The sequence below is a fragment of the Paenarthrobacter sp. PH39-S1 genome (assembly GCF_030063245.1).
Lineage (GTDB): Bacteria > Actinomycetota > Actinomycetes > Actinomycetales > Micrococcaceae > Arthrobacter_M.
In genome coordinates, this window is the sequence record NZ_JASISR010000034.1 from 1 (window position 1) to 17,484 (window position 17,484).

Annotated in this window: 18 protein-coding genes; 9 read left to right on the plus strand and 9 right to left on the minus strand. The window is 63.1% G+C overall.

Features of this window, described 5'->3' with window-relative positions:
- Positions 1-317 precede the first annotated feature (317 nt).
- From QMG52_RS17580 to QMG52_RS17600, 6 genes are all read left to right on the plus strand, one after another.
- A complete protein-coding gene (locus QMG52_RS17580) occupies positions 318-1,667 on the plus strand; it encodes an MFS transporter (RefSeq protein WP_283561728.1) in 1,350 nt (449 codons plus the stop codon).
- A gap of 97 nt (positions 1,668-1,764) precedes the next feature.
- Positions 1,765-1,992, plus strand: a complete 228-nt coding sequence (locus QMG52_RS17585) for an imidazolonepropionase-like domain-containing protein (RefSeq protein WP_283561729.1) — start codon at positions 1,765-1,767, stop codon at positions 1,990-1,992.
- 9 nt (positions 1,993-2,001) lie between these two features.
- Complete coding sequence (locus QMG52_RS17590; protein WP_283561766.1) at positions 2,002-3,438, plus strand: amidohydrolase; 1,437 nt, start codon at positions 2,002-2,004, stop codon at positions 3,436-3,438.
- Complete coding sequence (locus QMG52_RS22405; RefSeq protein WP_502920561.1) at positions 3,386-4,114, plus strand: GTP-binding protein; 729 nt, start codon at positions 3,386-3,388, stop codon at positions 4,112-4,114. Before QMG52_RS17590 ends, QMG52_RS22405 begins: the two co-directional genes overlap by 53 nt.
- Positions 4,045-5,202 carry an amidohydrolase family protein gene (locus QMG52_RS17595; RefSeq protein ID WP_502920563.1) on the plus strand — a complete coding sequence of 386 codons (1,158 nt, stop codon included), beginning with the start codon at positions 4,045-4,047 and terminating at the stop codon, positions 5,200-5,202. The genes QMG52_RS22405 and QMG52_RS17595 overlap by 70 nt, the downstream gene beginning before the upstream one ends.
- A 99-nt stretch (positions 5,203-5,301) precedes the next feature.
- Positions 5,302-6,003: a GntR family transcriptional regulator gene (locus QMG52_RS17600; protein ID WP_283561731.1), complete on the plus strand. Its 702-nt coding sequence runs from the start codon at positions 5,302-5,304 to the stop codon at positions 6,001-6,003.
- Positions 6,004-6,056: 53 nt separating this feature from the next.
- Here the strand turns inward: QMG52_RS17600 and QMG52_RS17605 are convergent, their stop codons facing one another.
- Both QMG52_RS17605 and QMG52_RS17610 read right to left on the minus strand, forming a co-directional pair.
- A complete protein-coding gene (locus QMG52_RS17605) occupies positions 6,057-7,043 on the minus strand; it encodes an ornithine cyclodeaminase family protein (RefSeq protein ID WP_283561732.1) in 987 nt (328 codons plus the stop codon).
- A 21-nt stretch (positions 7,044-7,064) separates the two neighbouring features.
- Complete coding sequence (locus tag QMG52_RS17610) at positions 7,065-8,552, minus strand: chlorohydrolase family protein (protein WP_283561733.1); 1,488 nt, start codon at positions 8,550-8,552, stop codon at positions 7,065-7,067.
- 221 nt (positions 8,553-8,773) lie between these two features.
- Here QMG52_RS17610 and QMG52_RS17615 point away from each other — a divergent pair, with 221 nt between their 5' ends.
- Genes QMG52_RS17615 through QMG52_RS17625 form a run of 3 tightly spaced genes read left to right on the plus strand, consistent with a single transcriptional unit; the run spans position 8,774 to position 10,143 of the window.
- Positions 8,774-8,944 carry a hypothetical protein gene (locus QMG52_RS17615; protein ID WP_283561734.1) on the plus strand — a complete coding sequence of 57 codons (171 nt, stop codon included), beginning with the start codon at positions 8,774-8,776 and terminating at the stop codon, positions 8,942-8,944.
- A 3-nt stretch (positions 8,945-8,947) separates the two neighbouring features.
- On the plus strand, positions 8,948-9,421 hold the full coding sequence (locus QMG52_RS17620) for a DUF3100 domain-containing protein (protein WP_283561735.1): 474 nt from the start codon (positions 8,948-8,950) through the stop codon (positions 9,419-9,421).
- Positions 9,418-10,143, plus strand: coding sequence for a DUF3100 domain-containing protein (locus tag QMG52_RS17625; protein ID WP_283561736.1), 726 nt, complete (start codon positions 9,418-9,420; stop codon positions 10,141-10,143). Before QMG52_RS17620 ends, QMG52_RS17625 begins: the two co-directional genes overlap by 4 nt.
- Here QMG52_RS17625 and QMG52_RS17630 read toward each other — a convergent pair.
- The 7 genes from QMG52_RS17630 to QMG52_RS17660 form a co-directional block, all read right to left on the minus strand.
- Entirely contained in the window at positions 10,140-11,147 is a 1,008-nt protein-coding gene (locus QMG52_RS17630) for an SRPBCC domain-containing protein (protein WP_283561737.1), read from the minus strand. The genes QMG52_RS17625 and QMG52_RS17630 overlap by 4 nt on opposite strands.
- Before the next feature lie 12 nt (positions 11,148-11,159).
- The gene (locus tag QMG52_RS17635) at positions 11,160-12,551 is read right to left on the minus strand and encodes an FAD-binding oxidoreductase (protein WP_283561738.1); all 1,392 of its coding nucleotides are present in this window, start codon (positions 12,549-12,551) and stop codon (positions 11,160-11,162) included.
- Positions 12,552-12,649: 98 nt separating this feature from the next.
- Positions 12,650-13,864: an alpha-hydroxy acid oxidase gene (locus QMG52_RS17640; protein ID WP_283561739.1), complete on the minus strand. Its 1,215-nt coding sequence runs from the start codon at positions 13,862-13,864 to the stop codon at positions 12,650-12,652.
- A complete protein-coding gene (locus QMG52_RS17645; protein ID WP_283561740.1) occupies positions 13,861-14,598 on the minus strand; it encodes an IclR family transcriptional regulator in 738 nt (245 codons plus the stop codon). Before QMG52_RS17645 ends, QMG52_RS17640 begins: the two co-directional genes overlap by 4 nt.
- A 20-nt stretch (positions 14,599-14,618) precedes the next feature.
- Positions 14,619-15,386: an amino acid ABC transporter ATP-binding protein gene (locus tag QMG52_RS17650; RefSeq protein WP_283561741.1), complete on the minus strand. Its 768-nt coding sequence runs from the start codon at positions 15,384-15,386 to the stop codon at positions 14,619-14,621.
- Entirely contained in the window at positions 15,383-16,306 is a 924-nt protein-coding gene (locus QMG52_RS17655; RefSeq protein WP_283561742.1) for an amino acid ABC transporter permease, read from the minus strand. Before QMG52_RS17655 ends, QMG52_RS17650 begins: the two co-directional genes overlap by 4 nt.
- Before the next feature lie 43 nt (positions 16,307-16,349).
- Positions 16,350-17,288: an ABC transporter substrate-binding protein gene (locus tag QMG52_RS17660; protein ID WP_283561743.1), complete on the minus strand. Its 939-nt coding sequence runs from the start codon at positions 17,286-17,288 to the stop codon at positions 16,350-16,352.
- Between the last annotated feature and the right edge of the window lie 196 nt (positions 17,289-17,484).

The window sequence follows — 17,484 nt, forward strand, 5'->3', positions numbered from 1 at the left end:
GATCCTCACCGAGGAAGAACGCGATCAGCTGTCGCGATGGACCCGCAGGCGCAAGTCCTCCCAGGCCCTGGCGCTGCGTTCGCGGATCGTACTGGCTTGCGCGGAGGGGATGGCAAACAAGGACGTCCTCGAATCACTGGGACGACTATTAAAACGAATTAACGGCGCGAGACACTAGGAGAAGTTTATGCCGAGCACCAACACACCGGAACTTCGGGCATCTACCGGTGTTCCACTCAAAATGAGCGCCATCATCGGGTTCTTGATTTTCGTCGAATTCACCAGCGGCTTCGTCCAGGGGTACTACATCCCGTTGTATGGGGCCATCTGCCCGGTGGGGGATCACAGATGCAGACATCACTTGGTTCGTCACCCTCTGGACGCTTTCCTCGGCAGTCTGTATTCCGGTGCTGGCCAAGCTTGGGGATATTTTTGGGCACCGCAAAATGCTCCGTCTGGCCGTCATCGCTGTACTGGTGGGCGTGTGCTTCGTGGCATATTCCAATAACTACTCATTAGTTCTCGTAGGGCGCATCCTGACGGGGCCGCTTTCGGTCTGGTTGCCACTGGAAATTGCGCTGGTTCACGATCGCATTGCAGGCGAACGAGCCCGCAAGTCGGTTGGTCTGCTCATCTCCTTCATGACCGTCGGCGTTGTCGCCGGAATGTTAGTCTCTGGAGTGATTGCAGGGCTCGAGCGGAACTTCACCATGGTGTTGCTGGTGCCAGCCATTATCACAGCACTTTGCGTGTTTGTGGTCTTCTTACTCGTCCCCGAATCAACGGTTCGATCCAAATCGACTGTGGACTACCTTGGCTTTTTAGGGCTTGCCGCCTCCATGATCACGCTGTTGCTGGCCCTTAGTGGGATCCAAAAATATGGAATTTCTTCGCCTCAGGTACTGGTCCCCCTGTTGACCTGTGGGGTAATCACGGTGGCATGGGTATGGTGGGAATCTCAGACCGCCTGCCCTGCCATAGATCTGAGGTTGGTCCGGTCACGCCTCATGTGGCCTCCCTACCTGACCGCTTTCCTGTTCGGCATCGTCACGCTGGGATCGCAGACAGTCATTACCACCTTTCTGGCTGCTAAACCCAAGGTGGTCGGCTTCGGATTTGCCATGGCTCCCGGAAACATCTCACTCTTGACGGCAGGAGATACGCTTACTGCATGCGTGGCTGCTGCAACCTTCGCATACTTGGCCCGTGCCATCGGTATGCGCGGGGTGTTGCTGGTGGGAGTTACGTTCCTTGCCACGGCAAACTTGCTGCTCATCTTTGCGAACGACCAAATGTCATTGGTGGTTCTTAGCCTCATCTTCATTGGTACGGGATCTGGCCTACTCCTCGGAGCCCTGCCGTCCTTGGTAGCCGAACTCTCCCCCGCGGATCAAACTGGTATTGCCTCAGGCATCTACAACTCGCTCAAAACGTTGGGTGGCGCGGTGGGCGGAGCCATCTTCGGTGTCATCATGGCCTCGACGGTGATTAGTGGTTCCGGCGCCGCACTAAGCTCCTACAAAATGGTGTGGATCATCGGTGTGGCAGCACTTTGTCTGTGCGTGGTTTCGTTGCTGTTCATGAGACAACAGAAACCGCCGGCGAATGCCATTGCCATAACAGAGTACCCGGAGGTGAAACGGCCGGACAGCGAGTCCGTTCACTAACTTTGTGACACACGGTAGCGTGCGTGGAGGAAGGTCATTCCTCGCCCGCTACCTCAACGACGAGGATCGAACCGTAGCCGTAAACCAGGGAGTGGCAGTGGATCAGCAGACCATTATTTATCCGGCAAAAATCGTGCGAACCATGGATCCCTCACGGCCTGTGGCCACAGCCATCGCGGTCAGGGACGGATTGATTCGAGCCGTGGGATCGGTCGAGGAGCTCCGCGCCTACCCAAACACCGTGATTGATGAAAGATATGCGCAGCAGGTGATGGTGCCGGGATTCGTTGAGGCTCACGCGCATGCTGGCTCCGGAGGAATGTAGGAGGGGCAGATCTACGTAGGCTATTTTGACCGCACCGATCCGGATGGCAACCTCTGGCCCGGATGCACCAGCACGGAGGCGGTCCTGCGACGGTTGCGCGAGGTCGAGTCCGCCATGCGTGATACGGATACGCCATTGCAGGCCTGGGGTATGGACAACATCTACTTCCCGAAACAGAGCATTCTGGTCCACGATCTCGACACCATCTCCACCACCAGGCTGATCCAAATCAGCCACGCCAACGGGCACGTGGCGGTCGTCAATTCTGCAGTCCTCGCCAAGGCTGGCATCGATTCCTCCAACCAAACCGAGGGCGTGGAAAAGTACGCCGATGGAATGCCCAATGGTGAACTCCGAGAATTTGCCGCCATGGGTTTGGTACATCACTTCTTTGAAGGCGGCTTGCTCGCGCTTTCGGCCAGGGCACTGAGCCAATTCGCGCAGGACGCAGTGAATCACGGCGTGACCACCATTACCGATTTGGGCACCATGGGGTTGCTCACCGAAGAGGGACGTGCTGTATACACGGACACGGTTGATGAGAACTTTCCGGTGAGACTGAACGTCTTCCAATTTGGGGTGGGGTTGGGGACCGGTCCGCTGGCGGCTGCCATGGCGGAACATTTGGCGGAGCTGAAATCTGAGGGCAACGAAAACCTGCGTTTTGGGCACGTTAAACTCATACTTGATGGGTCGATTCAGGGCTTCACTGCCAGACTCTTGGCCCCGGGCTACCTCGGGGATCAACCCAACGGGATTTGGAACATCACACCCGAAGAGTTCGAGGTGGCCTTCACCGCGTTCCACCGCGCCGGGCTATTGATTCACGTACATTGCAATGGGGACCAAGCCAGCCAGCTCTTTCTCGATGCTCTGGAAGCGGTGCTGACCAAATATCCACGGCCCGATCACCGGCACACCATCACGCATTCTCAGCTGACCACTCAGGCTCAATACCGACGAGCCGCGGCGCTGGGGGCCTGCGCCAATATTTTTTCGAACCATCTGTGGACCTGGGGAGATCAGCATGCCGACAGGATCTTAGGGTGGGACCGGGCCTCACGGATGGACGCAGCACGCTCCGCGCTCGACGCCGGGGTTCCCATCTCAGTGCACTGCGACACCCCGGTGACCGAATTGAACCCGCTGAAGAGCATGAAGCATGCCATCACACGACTGACAGTCTCGGGGAGAGTGCTGGGCGAATACGAATGTCTCAGCGTGCATGAAGCGCTGCATGCGGTGACCCTGGGGGCCGCTTACATGTTGAAAATGGATGAGGAAGTGGGATCCCTCGAGGCCGGAAAACGCGCGGACGTGGCCATTCTTGCGCGGGACCCTTTCGAGGTGGATCCTCAGCTGATTGGCGAGATCCGGGTGCTGGGCACAATAATTGGCGGCCGTCACCAGGACGCCAAACACGGCACCTCGGACCCGGTTCAATAATGTCTATCCCCCTTATGGTCATCGGCGGGTACCTTGGCGGGGGAAAACCACTCTTGTCAATGACCTGTTGGCCCATAGCGATGAGCGAATTGCCGTCGTCGTCGACGATTTAGGTGAACTTAACATTGACCCTCGGTTGATTCGATCGGCCAAGGAAAACACCATTGAACTGGCCAACGGCTGCATCTGCTGCAACCTCAGCCGTGCTGAACCTCACTGCGTCGGCAGTGCTGCAGGCATTTCCGGTGGGGCCGTTGTCCCGCCAACGGCGCCTATTCTCCAACCGGACGGAGGGGACGTCCTGCAAAGCGATTACCGGAGGGTTTCCGGCTATGACGTGATGCTCCAACGACGCTCCTGGTACTGCTCGGGGTTGCCGCGCGGGCGGCAGGGCTCGCTGTCCCAAAGGCACTGCCCTTGGCCAAACCCGACAGTCCCATGTCGCCTCTTGTATACCAAATTGACAAAAATCGTGATGCATACGCATATTTTTCCTGATTTGGTCTACTGTGGCATACAAAGCTACGCCACTGGAGGTTACTCATGTCTGACCCCGCCGTTATCCGTAACGTACGGCCGTGGGGCGGGTCGGCCGCCGACGTCACGATCGTCGGTGGCCGGGTTGGCTCAGTCGTTGCACACGATCCGTCGGCGGTCCCGTCCGGTGTCACCGTGATCGAAGGAAGAGGCCGGCTGTTGCTGCCGTCCTTCTCCGATGTCCACGTTCACCTTGACTCCAATCGGTTGGGTCTGCCGTTCCGCGAACATACTGGCGCCCCTGGCGTGTGGGGCATGATGCTGAACGACCGCAACAACTGGCGCGATGCGGAAACGTCGATCGGAGAGCGTGCCCAGACGGGGCTGCGCATGATGATCGAGCGCGGGACCACGCGCGTGCGCAGCTTCGCCCAGGTGGACACGGACTGCGGGCTGGAGAAGTTCGAGGCAGTACTCGCCGCCCGCCAGATGTACCGGGACCGGGCCGAGGTGAAGGTCATCGCCTTCCCGCAGGCCGGACTATTCCTGGAAAACGGCACGGCAGAGCTCATGGAGGAGGCGCTGAAGGCCGGCGCCGATGTCATGGGCGGCATCGATCCCTGCGGGCTGGACAAGGATCCCGTCCGCCATCTGGACCTCGTGTTCGGCCTGGCCGAAAAATATCAGGTGCCCATCGACATCCATCTGCACGAACCCGGCGAGTTAGGGCATTTCAGCGCCGCGTTGATCGCTGACCGCACGCGCTCCCTGGGCATGCAAGGCAATGTGACGATCTCCCATGGCTACCCGCTGTGGGGTGTCAGCGAGGCCCACACCCGGACGTTGATCGAAACTTGGGCGGAACTGGACATCTCGACGGCGACCGTCGCGCCCGGCGGTCGGTTCCAACTGCCGCTGGCCGACCTGGCCGACGCCGGCGTCCGCGTGGGCTTGGGTGAGGACGGCCAGCGCGATTACTGGTCCCCCTACGGGAACGCCGACATGCTCGACCGCACGTGGCAGCTGGCCTTCGTCAACGGCTACCGCTCCGATCACCTAATTGAGCACGCTCTGGCCGTGGCCACGGTTGGCGGGGCGTCCATCCTGGACCGCACGGTCCCCCGGCTGGCCTCCGTGACGGACCGGCCCGGCACCAGCGTCGGTGATCCGGCCGAATTCCTGCTGGTGTCGGGGGACTGCGTCAGCGCCGCCGTCATGGACCGGCCGTCGGATCGTACCGTCATCCACAGGGGCCGCGTTGTCGCGGACCAGCTGGCGCTCGTCTGAGGGCATAGTCCGCGCCCTGCGAGGTAGCCGGGCCACTAAGCTGGCCTCAGGGATAGTCGGTCTTGGTCCCCGTCCCGATACACCACGGAAGGGTGATCCATGGCTTTGCAGGCAGACGACGATGTCGGAGACCCGCAGCAGTCAATGGCGGACTTCGCGTATCGGCGGATCAGCGACAAGATCCTCAGCGGCGACTACCCGGCTGGGTTCCGCCTCCGGGAGCGCGAGCTGTCCGACGATCTGGACATCTCGCGCATCCCCATCCGCGAATCGCTGCACCAGCTCGAGGCCGACGGGTTCATCGTCACCTACCCGCGGCGGGGTGCCGTCGTGCGAGAGTTCACGGTCAGCGACGCCGAGGAACTCTTCGACATCCGGCTCAATCTTGAGGTCTTCGCTGCCCGGAAGGCCGCGGAGTTCGTCGCGGCCGGAGGCGTGGCACCGCGACTGGCCGAGTTACAGGAGGAGTCCGCGTCGGCCACGGCACGCGAGGACATCGCGGCGGTCGCCGCGTTGAACTCTGCGCTGCACGCCGAGATTATTGCCATGAGTGGCAACACACTGCTTGCCACCGCCATGCGACCTGTACTTGGCCGGCTCCAACGATTGTTCGCTCTCGCATCGGACCGCGATCCCCAAGCCCAGTGCACCGAGCATGCGGGACTGTGCGCCGCCATTTACGCTGGAAAGCCGGAACTCGCTGCCGCCCTCGCCTATGCGCATATCGAACTTGGCCGCGAGCCCTCTCTCGCCGGCTTGGCAACCGCCCTGACCACCGGACACAAGGGCATCACCCAGTAGCGCCGGTAGCGCCGGTAGATTCAACTCTCCTGACAGGTCAAGCAGTTCAGTCACTACCGGCTGAGGTCAACCCGTAGCCCCAGACCCTGTTCGATGGCCCCGTCGTACAAGAGCCTCCCGATGGCCAGATCCAGCATGCCGATGCCCACGGAGTTGAACAGCGTGATATCTGCGTCGCTGATGCGGCCCGGGATCCGTCCGGCCACCACCTCGCCGAGTTCCCCCTGGACATCCGCCAGCGACAGCGCGCCCTCCGCCACAGGAATGAGCAGGTCGCCGGACTTCTCCGCCGCTGTGGCACGGCTGTCGACGAAGATCCGCGAGCGCACCATCCCTTCCGTGTCGATCTCGCGGTGATCCGGACGGGGCCGGGAGCCCACTGCGTTGATGTGCTGGCCGTCCCGGAACCAGCGCCCGTGCACCACCGGCTCCGTGGCGGGCGTCAGCGTGCACACCACATCGGCCGTCTCGAAGACTTCCCCGGGGGAGCCGACCACGGTGACGGACAGCCCGTGGCGGAGCACCTTCTCGCGGAACCCGTCCGTCGTCGTCGTCGACCGGGACCATACGACTACTTCCTCGATCGGTAGCACGGCGAGCATCGCCTCCACATGCGCAACCGCGAGCGCGCCCGCACCCACCAGCCCCAACACCCGACTGTCCGGCCGGCCCAGGTGTCTGCTGGCCACGGCGCTGGCGGCGGCCGTACGCACCCGTGTGGGCACACGTCCGTCCAGAATGGCCAGCGTCTCCCCCGTGATTTGCGAGGCGAGCAGGATCGTGGAGCGCTGAGTGGGCAGCCCGGCACCGCGGTTGGCAGGGATGTCCGCCAGCAGCTTCACGGACGCCAGCTGCTGCTCGTCGGCAAGAGCGGTCATCGGCACGAAGCGCGCGTCCGAGCCGGGCAGGTGGAGCGACGTCGGAGCGGGCTGGTGGGCGGTGCCCCTGGTGATGTCACCGAAGGCGAGTTCGACGGCGGCGATCGTGGCCTGCATGTCCGCCAATACGGCGAGGTCCGAGGCGGTGAGGATCAGGGTCATGGCGGGGTTCCTTGGATCGGGTCAGGCAGGGACGTGGGTCATTTGAGGTTCGCTGCGGGGAAAAGCCGGCGGAAAGAGTTCATCGGCACTGCGCCGGTGCATGTCCCGCTCGGAGTAGGCGTGCCGCATGCGGTTGAACAAGGTCTGGGCCCGGGCACGCAGCGCCGGAAGGTCGATGCCAGGCACCGCTCCGTCACGCACCACCATCCGGCCGGCCACCACGGAGTGCGTGACGGAGCGGGCGCTGCCGTTGAGCAGCAGCGTGCGGACCGGGTCATCGAGCACGCCGTCGCGGAAGTCGGCCAGCGAGAACGCGACCAGGTCGGCCTGCGCTCCGGCCTCCAGCCGGCCCAGGTCCGGCCGGTGCAGGGCCCGGGCGCCACCGAGCGTCGCCGCGTCGAAGTAGCGCTCGACCGGTGCAGCGTCGGCGGCGCCGTCCACGATCTTGGCCAGGTGCACGCCTGTGTCCATGCCGCGCACCAGGTCCGGTGGGAACGAGTCCGTGCCCAGGCACATGTTAATGCCCGCGGCCAGGTAGGCGCCGAACGAGTGCAGGGCACTGCCGTACCGGAAGGATGTCTGCGGGCAGTGGATGATGGAAGCCCCCGCGTCGGCCAGCACGGCCAGGTCACCGTGGTCCTCCCCCGCAACGAGGGGGTTACGGTCGATCATCATGCCATGGGGAATCAGCAAGTTAGCACCGAGCAGCCCGGTGCGCTCCAGCAGCTCCAGCGGCGTCACGCCGTAGCGCTCTTGGATCAGCCTGCGCTCCAGCAGCCCCTGGAGCGCGTGCAGGCGCACCAGCACCTGACGAGATCCGGCTGCAGCCGCTGTGGCGGCCATCAGCTCTTCGGTAAGAGTCTCGATCCGGCACGGCAGCAGCACGCCCGTGACCAGCGGATCGTCGAGCTCCTGCGTGTAGTCCAGGAACCGCTTGGCCTCGGCCAGCCCGGCGTTGCCCTGCTCCTCATCGAAGGCTACCGCGCGTTCACCGTCCGGGCCGACGACGTTCACGCCCGAGCGGTAGGCCGGACCGAGGAATCCGCGCAGGCCGATCCGGCGGGAGGTGGCGGCCATGCCGACCAACTCTTCGTAGCTTTCCGCCCAGGCGCTGTGCACTTCCGACGCTATTGGCATGTAGGTCGTGATCCCGTGCAGGGCCAGCTGGACCAGTGCGAATTCGCGCACCACCTGGCGCTCCTCGGGCGTGAATACGTCGTGGCGTCGGTGGTCGAAGTAGTTCTGCGACCACTGAAACCCCTCGGACCGGTCGACGGGGGACCATGAATCCAGGATGAGGTGGTCGATGTCCGTCAGCGCGTCTAAATCGATCAGCCCCGGCGTGACCAGTGACGCGCCCAGCTCCAGCGTCTCGTCGAAGGAACCCTCCCGGAGCGGCCCCGCGTACACGATCGAATCGTCCTCATAGACAACTTGGCCACCGGAAACCAGCACATGCCGTCCGCTCTCGTGGCCCAGCACATGGTCTGCGCGGATACATGTTCGCACGCTTACCTCCTTCACAGACGTGGACCGAATGGCTTACGTCCTCCAGTATAACCGCATCTGGTATTCCAAAGATGAACATGCCTCTCTGCGGGAAAGCAGAAGGACTTCGCTTACCACCGTCATTAGCAGTGAGTAGAACGACTCCCAGAGGTGATTTACATCTCATCATGTATTCGCTACCATCACTTTGGTATACAACTTCAAGGAAGACAGTGAGAGACATGAGCAACTCCATCGGCACCCGGCACCCTGCCCCCGCCCCCGGGATCACCCGCGGCCACTGGACCACCGTCATCATCCTGTCGGTGGCGGTCTCCGCCGTCACCGTTCTCATCGGCACAGTGAAAATTCAGCTGGGACCGGCCGCCGTCGTCCTCTTTCCCATCATCTGAGCGGTGGTCCTCGGCGCGATCCTGGGCACGCAGCGCTTGCGCCCCATCTCTGCTGCAGCGCGGTCCGTGGCCACCCTGCTGCTGGAGATTGGCATCATCGTCTTCCTGGCCCGGCTCGGCACCCAGATCGGCCCGACCCTGATGAAGCTCGGCGTCATCGGTCCGGCCATAGCGTTGCAGGAGGTAGGCCATATCTTCGGCACCGTGATCATCGCGCTGCCGGTCGCCGTCGCCCTCGGCCTGGGCCGCGTCGCCATCGGCGCCACCTGGTCGATCGACCGCGAATCGTTCCTGGCCTACGCGATCCAGCGCTTCGGCGTCCGCTCGCCCGAATACCGCGGGGTGTTCTCCGTCTGGCTCCTCGGCAGTCTGTTCGGCGCCGTGTTCATCTCCCTGCTGGCCGGCTTCCTCGGCGGCCTGTCCATCTTTGACCCCCTGGCCCTGGCGCGGGACTTGGCCTGGGCTCCGCATCGATGATGCTCGGCGGCGCCGGCGCGCTGTCCCTGCTTTACCCGAGCCAGGCACCCGAGATCATGGCCCTGGCCGCCCTGTCCAACCTGGTGACCAACATCGTCGGCTTTTACGCCGGGGTATTCCTGTCGCTGCCGCTATGCCGCCGCCTCTACACGTTCTGGAGCCGGCTCTTCGGCAGGGACGACGACGGCCGCCGGGTCGGGCGGGCAACGCAGGCAGCTGCCGGGCCCGCAGATCCGGCAGCCCAACCTGCGCCGGACGCGCCCGTGGCAGCAGAGGACCCCAAGGTGCCCCTCTCCCGGCGGACGCAGCTGCTGGCGTACGGCGTTGTGGGCGTGTCCGGCCTGCTGATGAACCTTTTGGGGACCAAGGCCTTCGTCCCTGGCGACCTGCTCGGCATGGTCATCCTGCTGCTGCTCACGGCCCTGTCATTCCGGCTGGCGAAGTGGCTGCCTACCGTGCCCTCGAGCGTGTGGGTGCTCGGCATCGCCACGGTACTCTCGGCCCCGTTCCTGCCCACCTCCCAGCTGTTCGCGACCCTGACCGGCAACCTCGACGTCATCCTGATGGGCGTGCCCACCCTGGCGCTGATCGGCCTCACGGTGGGGCGCGATATCCCGGCGTTGAAGGCGCTCAGCTGGAAGGTGGTCATCGTAGCGCTGATCACCTATAGCGCCTCGTTCATCGCCGCCGCAGCCCTGGGCCAGACCGTCCTGCACCTCTAGTGTCCTGCCCCTGCTAGGACAACCGCCGTCGTCATTGCGCACCTGAGGGCGTGGCCTCCTTTCAGTCGCTCGAATGTTCCGCGTAAGCCCTGCGCCCAATTTCGGGCTCGACGTGCCACGTTGCGCCGAGTCGTTCGTGCACGGCGCGCCAGTTGGCCAGGGAGGCGGCTTCGCATGGGGTGATCAGCGAGTAAGGCGTCCAGCCGGGCGAAACAACGGTCCCAGCCGGCCCCGGCCAGCGCGGCCTGGTCGCGGTCGGTGAAGGTGTGTGTGAACGCGAGCACGCATCCGGTACCCTCGGGCCGCAGCTCGAACCGCAGGGTTCCCTCCCCTTGCCAGGAACCCGTCAGTAAACGGGGCGCCTCACTCTCCCCGACCTCAAGGCCGCCGGGGAACCACTGGCGCAGCTCGGCGGGATCGGTCAGGGCCTGCCACAGCCGCCCGATCGGCTGATCGTAGCGACGTTCCAGCCGCAGGACCGGGCCGTCCTCGAGTACGGGGCCCCGGAAGGCCAGGCCCGCGATGAACTCGCGGCCGGGAGCGGGATCGAGCCCGAATTGCGCCGCGTAGCGCTCGTGCCGCTCCCCGATCGGTACGTGGGCGCTTTCTTCGGACAGGTTACGCCCGCCCAGGTAGGGCTCGAGCCGGTCGAGGTAGCAGGCCCATCCGGCTGCCGTCTGGGCTGCAGCCCCACCATCGTCAAAGACGTGGGTGAACACCAACACGCATTCGCCCTGCTCCTTCTTGAGCTCAAATCGGAACAGCTGGGCGCCGAAGGTCCATTCGATCCGCTGCGGCGCAGTGAGTTCGGTGATTTGTCCGGTTTGTCCTCCCGCTTCGAAAGTCTCGCCCGCTTCAGGGGTCCAGTCGGCCGCAGCGGGAAACCACTTTCCGAGCTCGGCAGGGACGACGACGGCGCGCCACACCCGCCCGATCGGATGCGCCAGTCGGCGCTCAAACCGCAGCGCCGCGCGACCGTCGCTGGTCTTCAGAGTGACGTTCATTGTGGGTACTCCTCAGACAGTCGACGATTCCACGAGCGGCGCCAGCACCGGATCAAACACCTTGCCGGGATTGAGCAGGTTGTGCGGATCAAATACCGCCTTGATCTGCCGTTGCAGCCCAAGCTGGATGCCGCCGAGTTCGTCGCCGAGCCAGCGCCGTTTAAGAAGTCCGATGCCATGTTCGCCGGATAGCGTGCCGCCCAGCGCCAAGGCGTGGGCGAAAAGTTCCTCTGCGGCGGCCCAAATGGCGTCCGGGACCGATTCACCACTGAAGACGAAGCTCGGATGAAGATTGCCGTCCCCCGCATGGCACGTGGTGGGAATCGTGACACCATACTTGATTTCAAGGTCGGAGATTTTGGCAAACGCCGCAGTCATTTGAGACCGGGGCACGGCGATGTCTTCAACCAGCAAGGTCCCCATGGCCTCCAAGGACGGGAACACCTGCCGCCGCACGTCCACCAGGGCCTTGGCAGTCTCCGGATCGGTCGTAATTTCCACCCGTCCCCCGGCATCGCGGATGATCCCGGCCATCTTAGAGGCCTCTGATTCCGCGCCGGGGCCATCACACTGGAGAAGGAAGTAGGCATTGCCTCGTAAGACCAGATCCACGCCGGTATAGCGACTCACACATTCCAGCGTGCGCCGGTCCAGCAACTCCATCATTGCCGGCTGCAGTCCGGCAGCCGTAATGGCGGCCGAGGCCGCAGCGGCCTCGGCGATCGAATCGAAGAAGGCGGCAATAGTGGCCACCGTGCCGGTTACCAGAGAGCGCAGTTTCAGCGTGGCCTCGACGATCACGCCCAAGGTACCCTCGGAGCCGACCATCAACGCACACACATCGTAGCCGGTGACACCCTTGACCGTGCGGTGTCCCACCGAAATCAGCTGGCCGTCGGCCAGGACGACCTTCAACGCCAGGACGGCTTCGCGGGTGACGCCGTATTTAGCGCACAGCAGGCCGCCGGAATTCATCGCAATATTCCCGCCAACGGTTGAGATGTCCTTGCTGGCTGGATCCGGCGGCCACCACATGCCCTGCTTTGCCAGTTCACGGTTCAGGTCACCATTGAGGATGCCGGGCTCGACGACGGCGAGCCGGTTATCGGGTGAGACCTCCAAAATCCGCGTCATGGACGTCGTGGAGAGTATGATTTCACCGGCTCCGGCAATGGCGCCGCCGGAGAGGCCGGTGCCGGCGCCCCTGGTGACCACTGGGGTGCGATGCTCGTGGGCAATTCTGCACACGGTCTGCACATCGTCGACGGTGCGGGCCTGCACCACCGCCAGTGCCGTGCCGGAGGCCAGATGGCCGGAGCGGTCCGCCCGGTACATCTGCAAGACCGAAGGATCAGTCTGTACCAGGCCGGGCAACGCTGCGGACAAGTGGTGGACGACATCCATGCTTTCCCTCTTTTCGTTTTCGTTGGATACTGCAGGCGTGTCCCGCCAGGGGCTCCGACCGCCGCGCTTCGCAGGCAGACAGAGCACCGATAGTGCCCTCAGCAGCGCGGTGCCAGCAGGCCTGGTCCGGCTGCACGCAGCTCCTCGACGCTGGCCATTCCCAGCAATTGGAGTGTCCGGCGGAACTGACCGGTGAGCAGGTCCGCAACATGTTCCACCCCCTCCTGGCCGCCGGCCACCAGCCCCCACAGGTAGGCGCGCCCCACCATGCAGGCGTCAGCTCCAAGGGCGATGGCGGTGGCGACGTCCGAACCATGCCGGATGCCCGAATCCACCAGAATGGCGAAATCTTCACCGACGGCGGCCCGGACCGGCCGAACAAGTTCCACCGGGGCCAGGGTCCGGTCGAGCTGCCTGCCTCCATGGTTGGACAAATGCACACCGTCCATGCCCAGGCTCTGGGCGCGTTTGGCGTCGGCGGGGCCGATCGGCCCCTTCAAGACCAGCTTTCCGGGCCACGCCTGACGCAGGGTGTCCAGGTCCTCCCACGTCACGCCGGGGTCAAACTGTTGGCCGATGTTTTCAACGCTGTAGCCGCTGGACCGGTCCTCCACATTGGCAAATGTCAGGGCCGGACCAGCCAGCATGCCCGCCCAGTATCCGGGTCGGCTTCCAATGTCCGCCAGGCTCCTCAGCGAGAGGGCTGGGGGAATGGTCAGGCCATTTCGCACGTCACGTAACCTATTACCGGTGACCGCCGTATCCACGGCGACTTCCAGCACGCGGTACCCGCTGGCCCACGCCCGCCTGACCAGCTCGAGCGTCAGGGCACGATCTTTCCAGACATACAGCTGAAACCAGAGGTCCGCAGAGTTCACGCCTGCGGCTTCGGCCAAATCCTCCAATGACGTGCTGGCCATGGTGGAGAGGACATAAGGAATGCCGGCCTTTGCGGCCGCCCGCGCTACGGCAGGCTCCCCGCGCGGATCGATCATCCTGGTGTAGCCGGTGGGCGCAAAACCCAGCGGAGCGGCGGTTTTGCGCCCCAGGATCGTAGCGGAAATATCCGGGTTACCGACATCGGTCAGGACTCTGGGAAGGTAATGGTAGCGACCCAGTGCATCTATGTTGTTCCGCAACGAGCCCTCACTGTCCGCTCCGCCGTCGACATAGTCGAAGACAGGCCGCGGCAAGCGGCGTTTGGCGGCCAGCCGGACATCATCGATGGTCCGGCACCGCTCCAACCGCCGGCTGGTCCGGTTCCCGGAGCGCGGCTTGATCGAGACAAGTTTCAGGGCCTGTGAAACTTTCATGCGGTGGCCTTCCGGGTCAAGGTTCCCAGCAGCTGCGTCAAGTGGCTGGCAGAGTTCATGACGTGCGCTGCAACGGCGTCGGCGTCAAGGGCCGAACCGAGCATGTAGCTGACGCCGATGGCGCCCGGCCCGCCGGAGGGGCTAAAAACCGGCGCAGCAATGCAGCGGACACCGGAAGCTGTTTCGCCGTCATCGAGGCTGTAGCCGCGCTCCCGCACCTGGGCAAGCTCGGCCATGATCCCGCCGTCCCGCCCTTCGTCTGCACCGGCCGGCAGGTGAGCTGCCAGGTCGTTCCCCGGCAGCCAGGCCAAGGCTGCCTTCCCTACCGCCGTGACAACGGCCGGCAGTCTGGCTCCCACGGAACTTGCCAGTTTGATGCCCAGGCCGGGAGGGTCCTGTTTGCAGAGGTAGACGGCGTCGGTTCCGTCGAGAACCGCATAGTGCGAGGTGATGCCCAGCTCTTTCGTCAGACCCGCCAGTTGGGGGATGACAATGTCGACGGCGTTATTGGAGCGCAGGTGCGCGGCACCGACTTCGAACGCCCGCAGCCCGATGGAGTAGGACGCGTGCTCGGTGACTTCCAGGAACTCCCGGCTGGCCAGCGCTCGAAGAATGGCATGTGCGGTGCTTTTAGGGATCTCCAGTTGCTCCGCTATCCGGGTCAGCGGCAGCGGTTTGTCCGAGCCCGATAGTAGTTCGAGGATCTTCAGGGCTCGTAAAACCGAGGTGCTCATCTGTTCCTACTCCTCGCCTATCAAAGGACCGCACTGAGGAACGCCCGGGTGCGCTCCTCTTGGGGGTTGCCCAAAACGTCGTGCGGCTGGCCCCGCTCAACGACGCAGCCATTATCAATGAAGACTATTCCGTCCGCGACCTCACGGGCAAAGCCCATCTCATGCGTCACCACCACCATGGTCATCCCGGAACTGGCAAGGTCTTTCATCACGTCCAGGACCTCCCCCACCAATTCGGGGTCGAGTGAGGAGGTCGGCTCGTCGAAAAGCATCAGCTGCGGTTCCATCGCAAGTGCCCGGGCGATGGCGACTCGTTGCTGCTGGCCGCCGGACATGGCATAGGGGTAGGCATGTGCCCGGCTCCCCAGCCCCACGCGATCCAGCAGCGCCATGCCCTGTTCGGTTGCCTTCTTTTTAGAGATTCCTTTGACCTGCACCGGACCCTCTATGACATTTTCCAGCGCGGTCTTGTGGCCGAAGAGGTTGAAATGCTGGAACACCATGCCGATATTGGCCCGTTCCCGGCAGACGTCCTTGTCCCTTAGCTCGTATAACCTGTCCCCGTTCTGGCGGTAACCCACCAGCGAGCCGTTGACCGATAGGCGTCCGCCGTCGATCTTCTCCAGATGGTTGATGCACCGCAGAAACGTGGACTTACCCGATCCCGAGGGACCAATGATGCACAGCACCTCACCACGGAAAACCTGCAGGTCAATCCCCTTGAGGATCTCCAGGTCGCCGAATGATTTGGTGACCTGCTCGGCATGGACGATCAGTTGCTTGCTCATGCGGTCCTCCTGAGGGCCAGGTTTTTCCGAAGCCGGCGCGCAAAACTAGGTCTGGATCCCGGCGCACTGCGGCCGAGCCGGTCCTCCAGCATCTGCTGCAGGACGCTGAACACGGTGGTTAGGGCCAGGTACCAGATGGTAACGGTGAAGAGCAGCTCGATCACCTTGAAATTAGCGGTGTAAATCTTGTTCGCCGAGTGCAGGAGTTCGCTGAAGGAAATGGTGTAGGCCAGCGATGTGAACTTCAGGCACGCGATAAATTCGTTGCCCAGCGGCGGAATGATCACGCGCATCGCCTGTGGCAGGACGATCCTGCGCATGATTTTGGCGCGCGGCATTCCGATGGCCGAGGCAGCTTCGCGTTGGCCGTGGTCGACAGAGAGGATGCCACCGCGCACGATTTCCGAAATGTAAGCACCCTCATTTATGCCCAGGCCCAGCAGGGCCGCCAAGAACGGCGTCATCAGCGTGTTCATGGGCATGGACACCAGGCCCGGGATCGTGAAGGTATTGAAAATGATCGCAAGGTTGAACCAGATCAGCAGCTGTACCAGAAGCGGAGTACCCCGGAACAGCCAAACATACCCGCCCCCGACCCAGCGCAGGACCGGATTTGGCGACTGGCGCATCACTGCGGTCAGCACGCCAAGGACCAGTCCCAACGCCATGGACAGCAGCAGGAGCAGCAGCGTATTGCGCACTCCCTCAAGGATTCCGGGGACCGTTAAGTACTCGACCACCGCGGCGTAATCGATGTCAGCAACCACGAATGCCCGTACGAGCAGGGCCAGCAACACCAGAATCACGATGGCCAGCACCCACCGTCCGGGGTATTTCAGCGGGACAACTGTCAGCGCCCTGGCGGACGTTGGCACCGCGGGCACTTCGCGCTCGGTCTCAAGCTTGTCTTCGACTGCCACCACGTGCTCCTTTTCCTGTTGTCAGTTCATCGGGCACGGCGGGCTACTTAGGACTGATGCCGGCCGTTACGGGGTTCACCGTGGACTCGGTGATGCCGATGCTGCCCAGATCCCACTTCTTCAGCACCGCCTGGTACGAGCCGTCGTCGATGATGGCCTGCCAAGCCTTCCCCAGGGCATCACGCAACGTTGATTCCTTCTTGCTGAAGACCATCGAGAAGAAGCGTTTCTCAACTTGCAGCCCACTAACGACCTCAAGTTTGCCCTCGGACTGCTGGGCGAAGTAGGCGGCCGTCGGGTAGTTCTCCAGCAGTGCCACAGCCTTGCCTTGTTTTACCGCGAGCTGCTCGGCGGCGTTGCCGTCAAAAGTGAGCACGTCGATGGGCTGTTTGCCGGCATCGGTGCACACCTTGGATTGGGCCTCGAGATACTGTGGCTGAACGCCTCCGCGCACGGCCGCGATGGGCTTTCCACAGAGGTCTTCAACCGAGGCGAGTCCGGTCGGATTACCCTTTTGGACGACAAAACCTTGGGAGGACTGTAGATATGACACCATATCGAAGGTCTTTTCGCGTTCAGCCGTGTCATTGACGGCACCAAAGATGACGTCGTACCTCTTGGTGGTCAGTGCCGGCAGCAGAGTGTCAAAACTGGCGTTGTTCCAGGTGAAGGAGACGCCGAGCTGCTTTTCCAGCTCCTTGGACAACTCGACTTCGAAGCCGGCCAGCGGGCCTGAGGCCTCGTAGTACTCGAAGGGCGGGTAATCGATGGCGGAGCCAATTTGGATGGTGCCCGCCTTCTGGACAGACTCCGGCAGCGACTTGTAAAGCGGTGCCGTGCTGTCCGCAGCCTGGTCCTTCACCGCCCCGTTCACGTCACCGGGGGTGGCAGAACTGCACCCGGACAGGATGAGGCCGGCAAGGACAGGGAGGGCGAATAGGGCTCTGTTGCGGATTTTGTGGCGGGGATCGATGGCACTCACGGGGCATCCTCCAAGGGGTGGGCAACTGAAAACTCGCTGAAAAATTCACATATACGAACAGCGTTCGATATGAGAGAAAGAGTATGGTGTGGTCTGCGTCACTGTCAATGGGTGGGCCGAATATGACGGACCGCCTTAAGTGCCGCCTGGCGTGAACTCCTCCCGGGCCATTGACTTACCGGAAACGGCTTTGTAA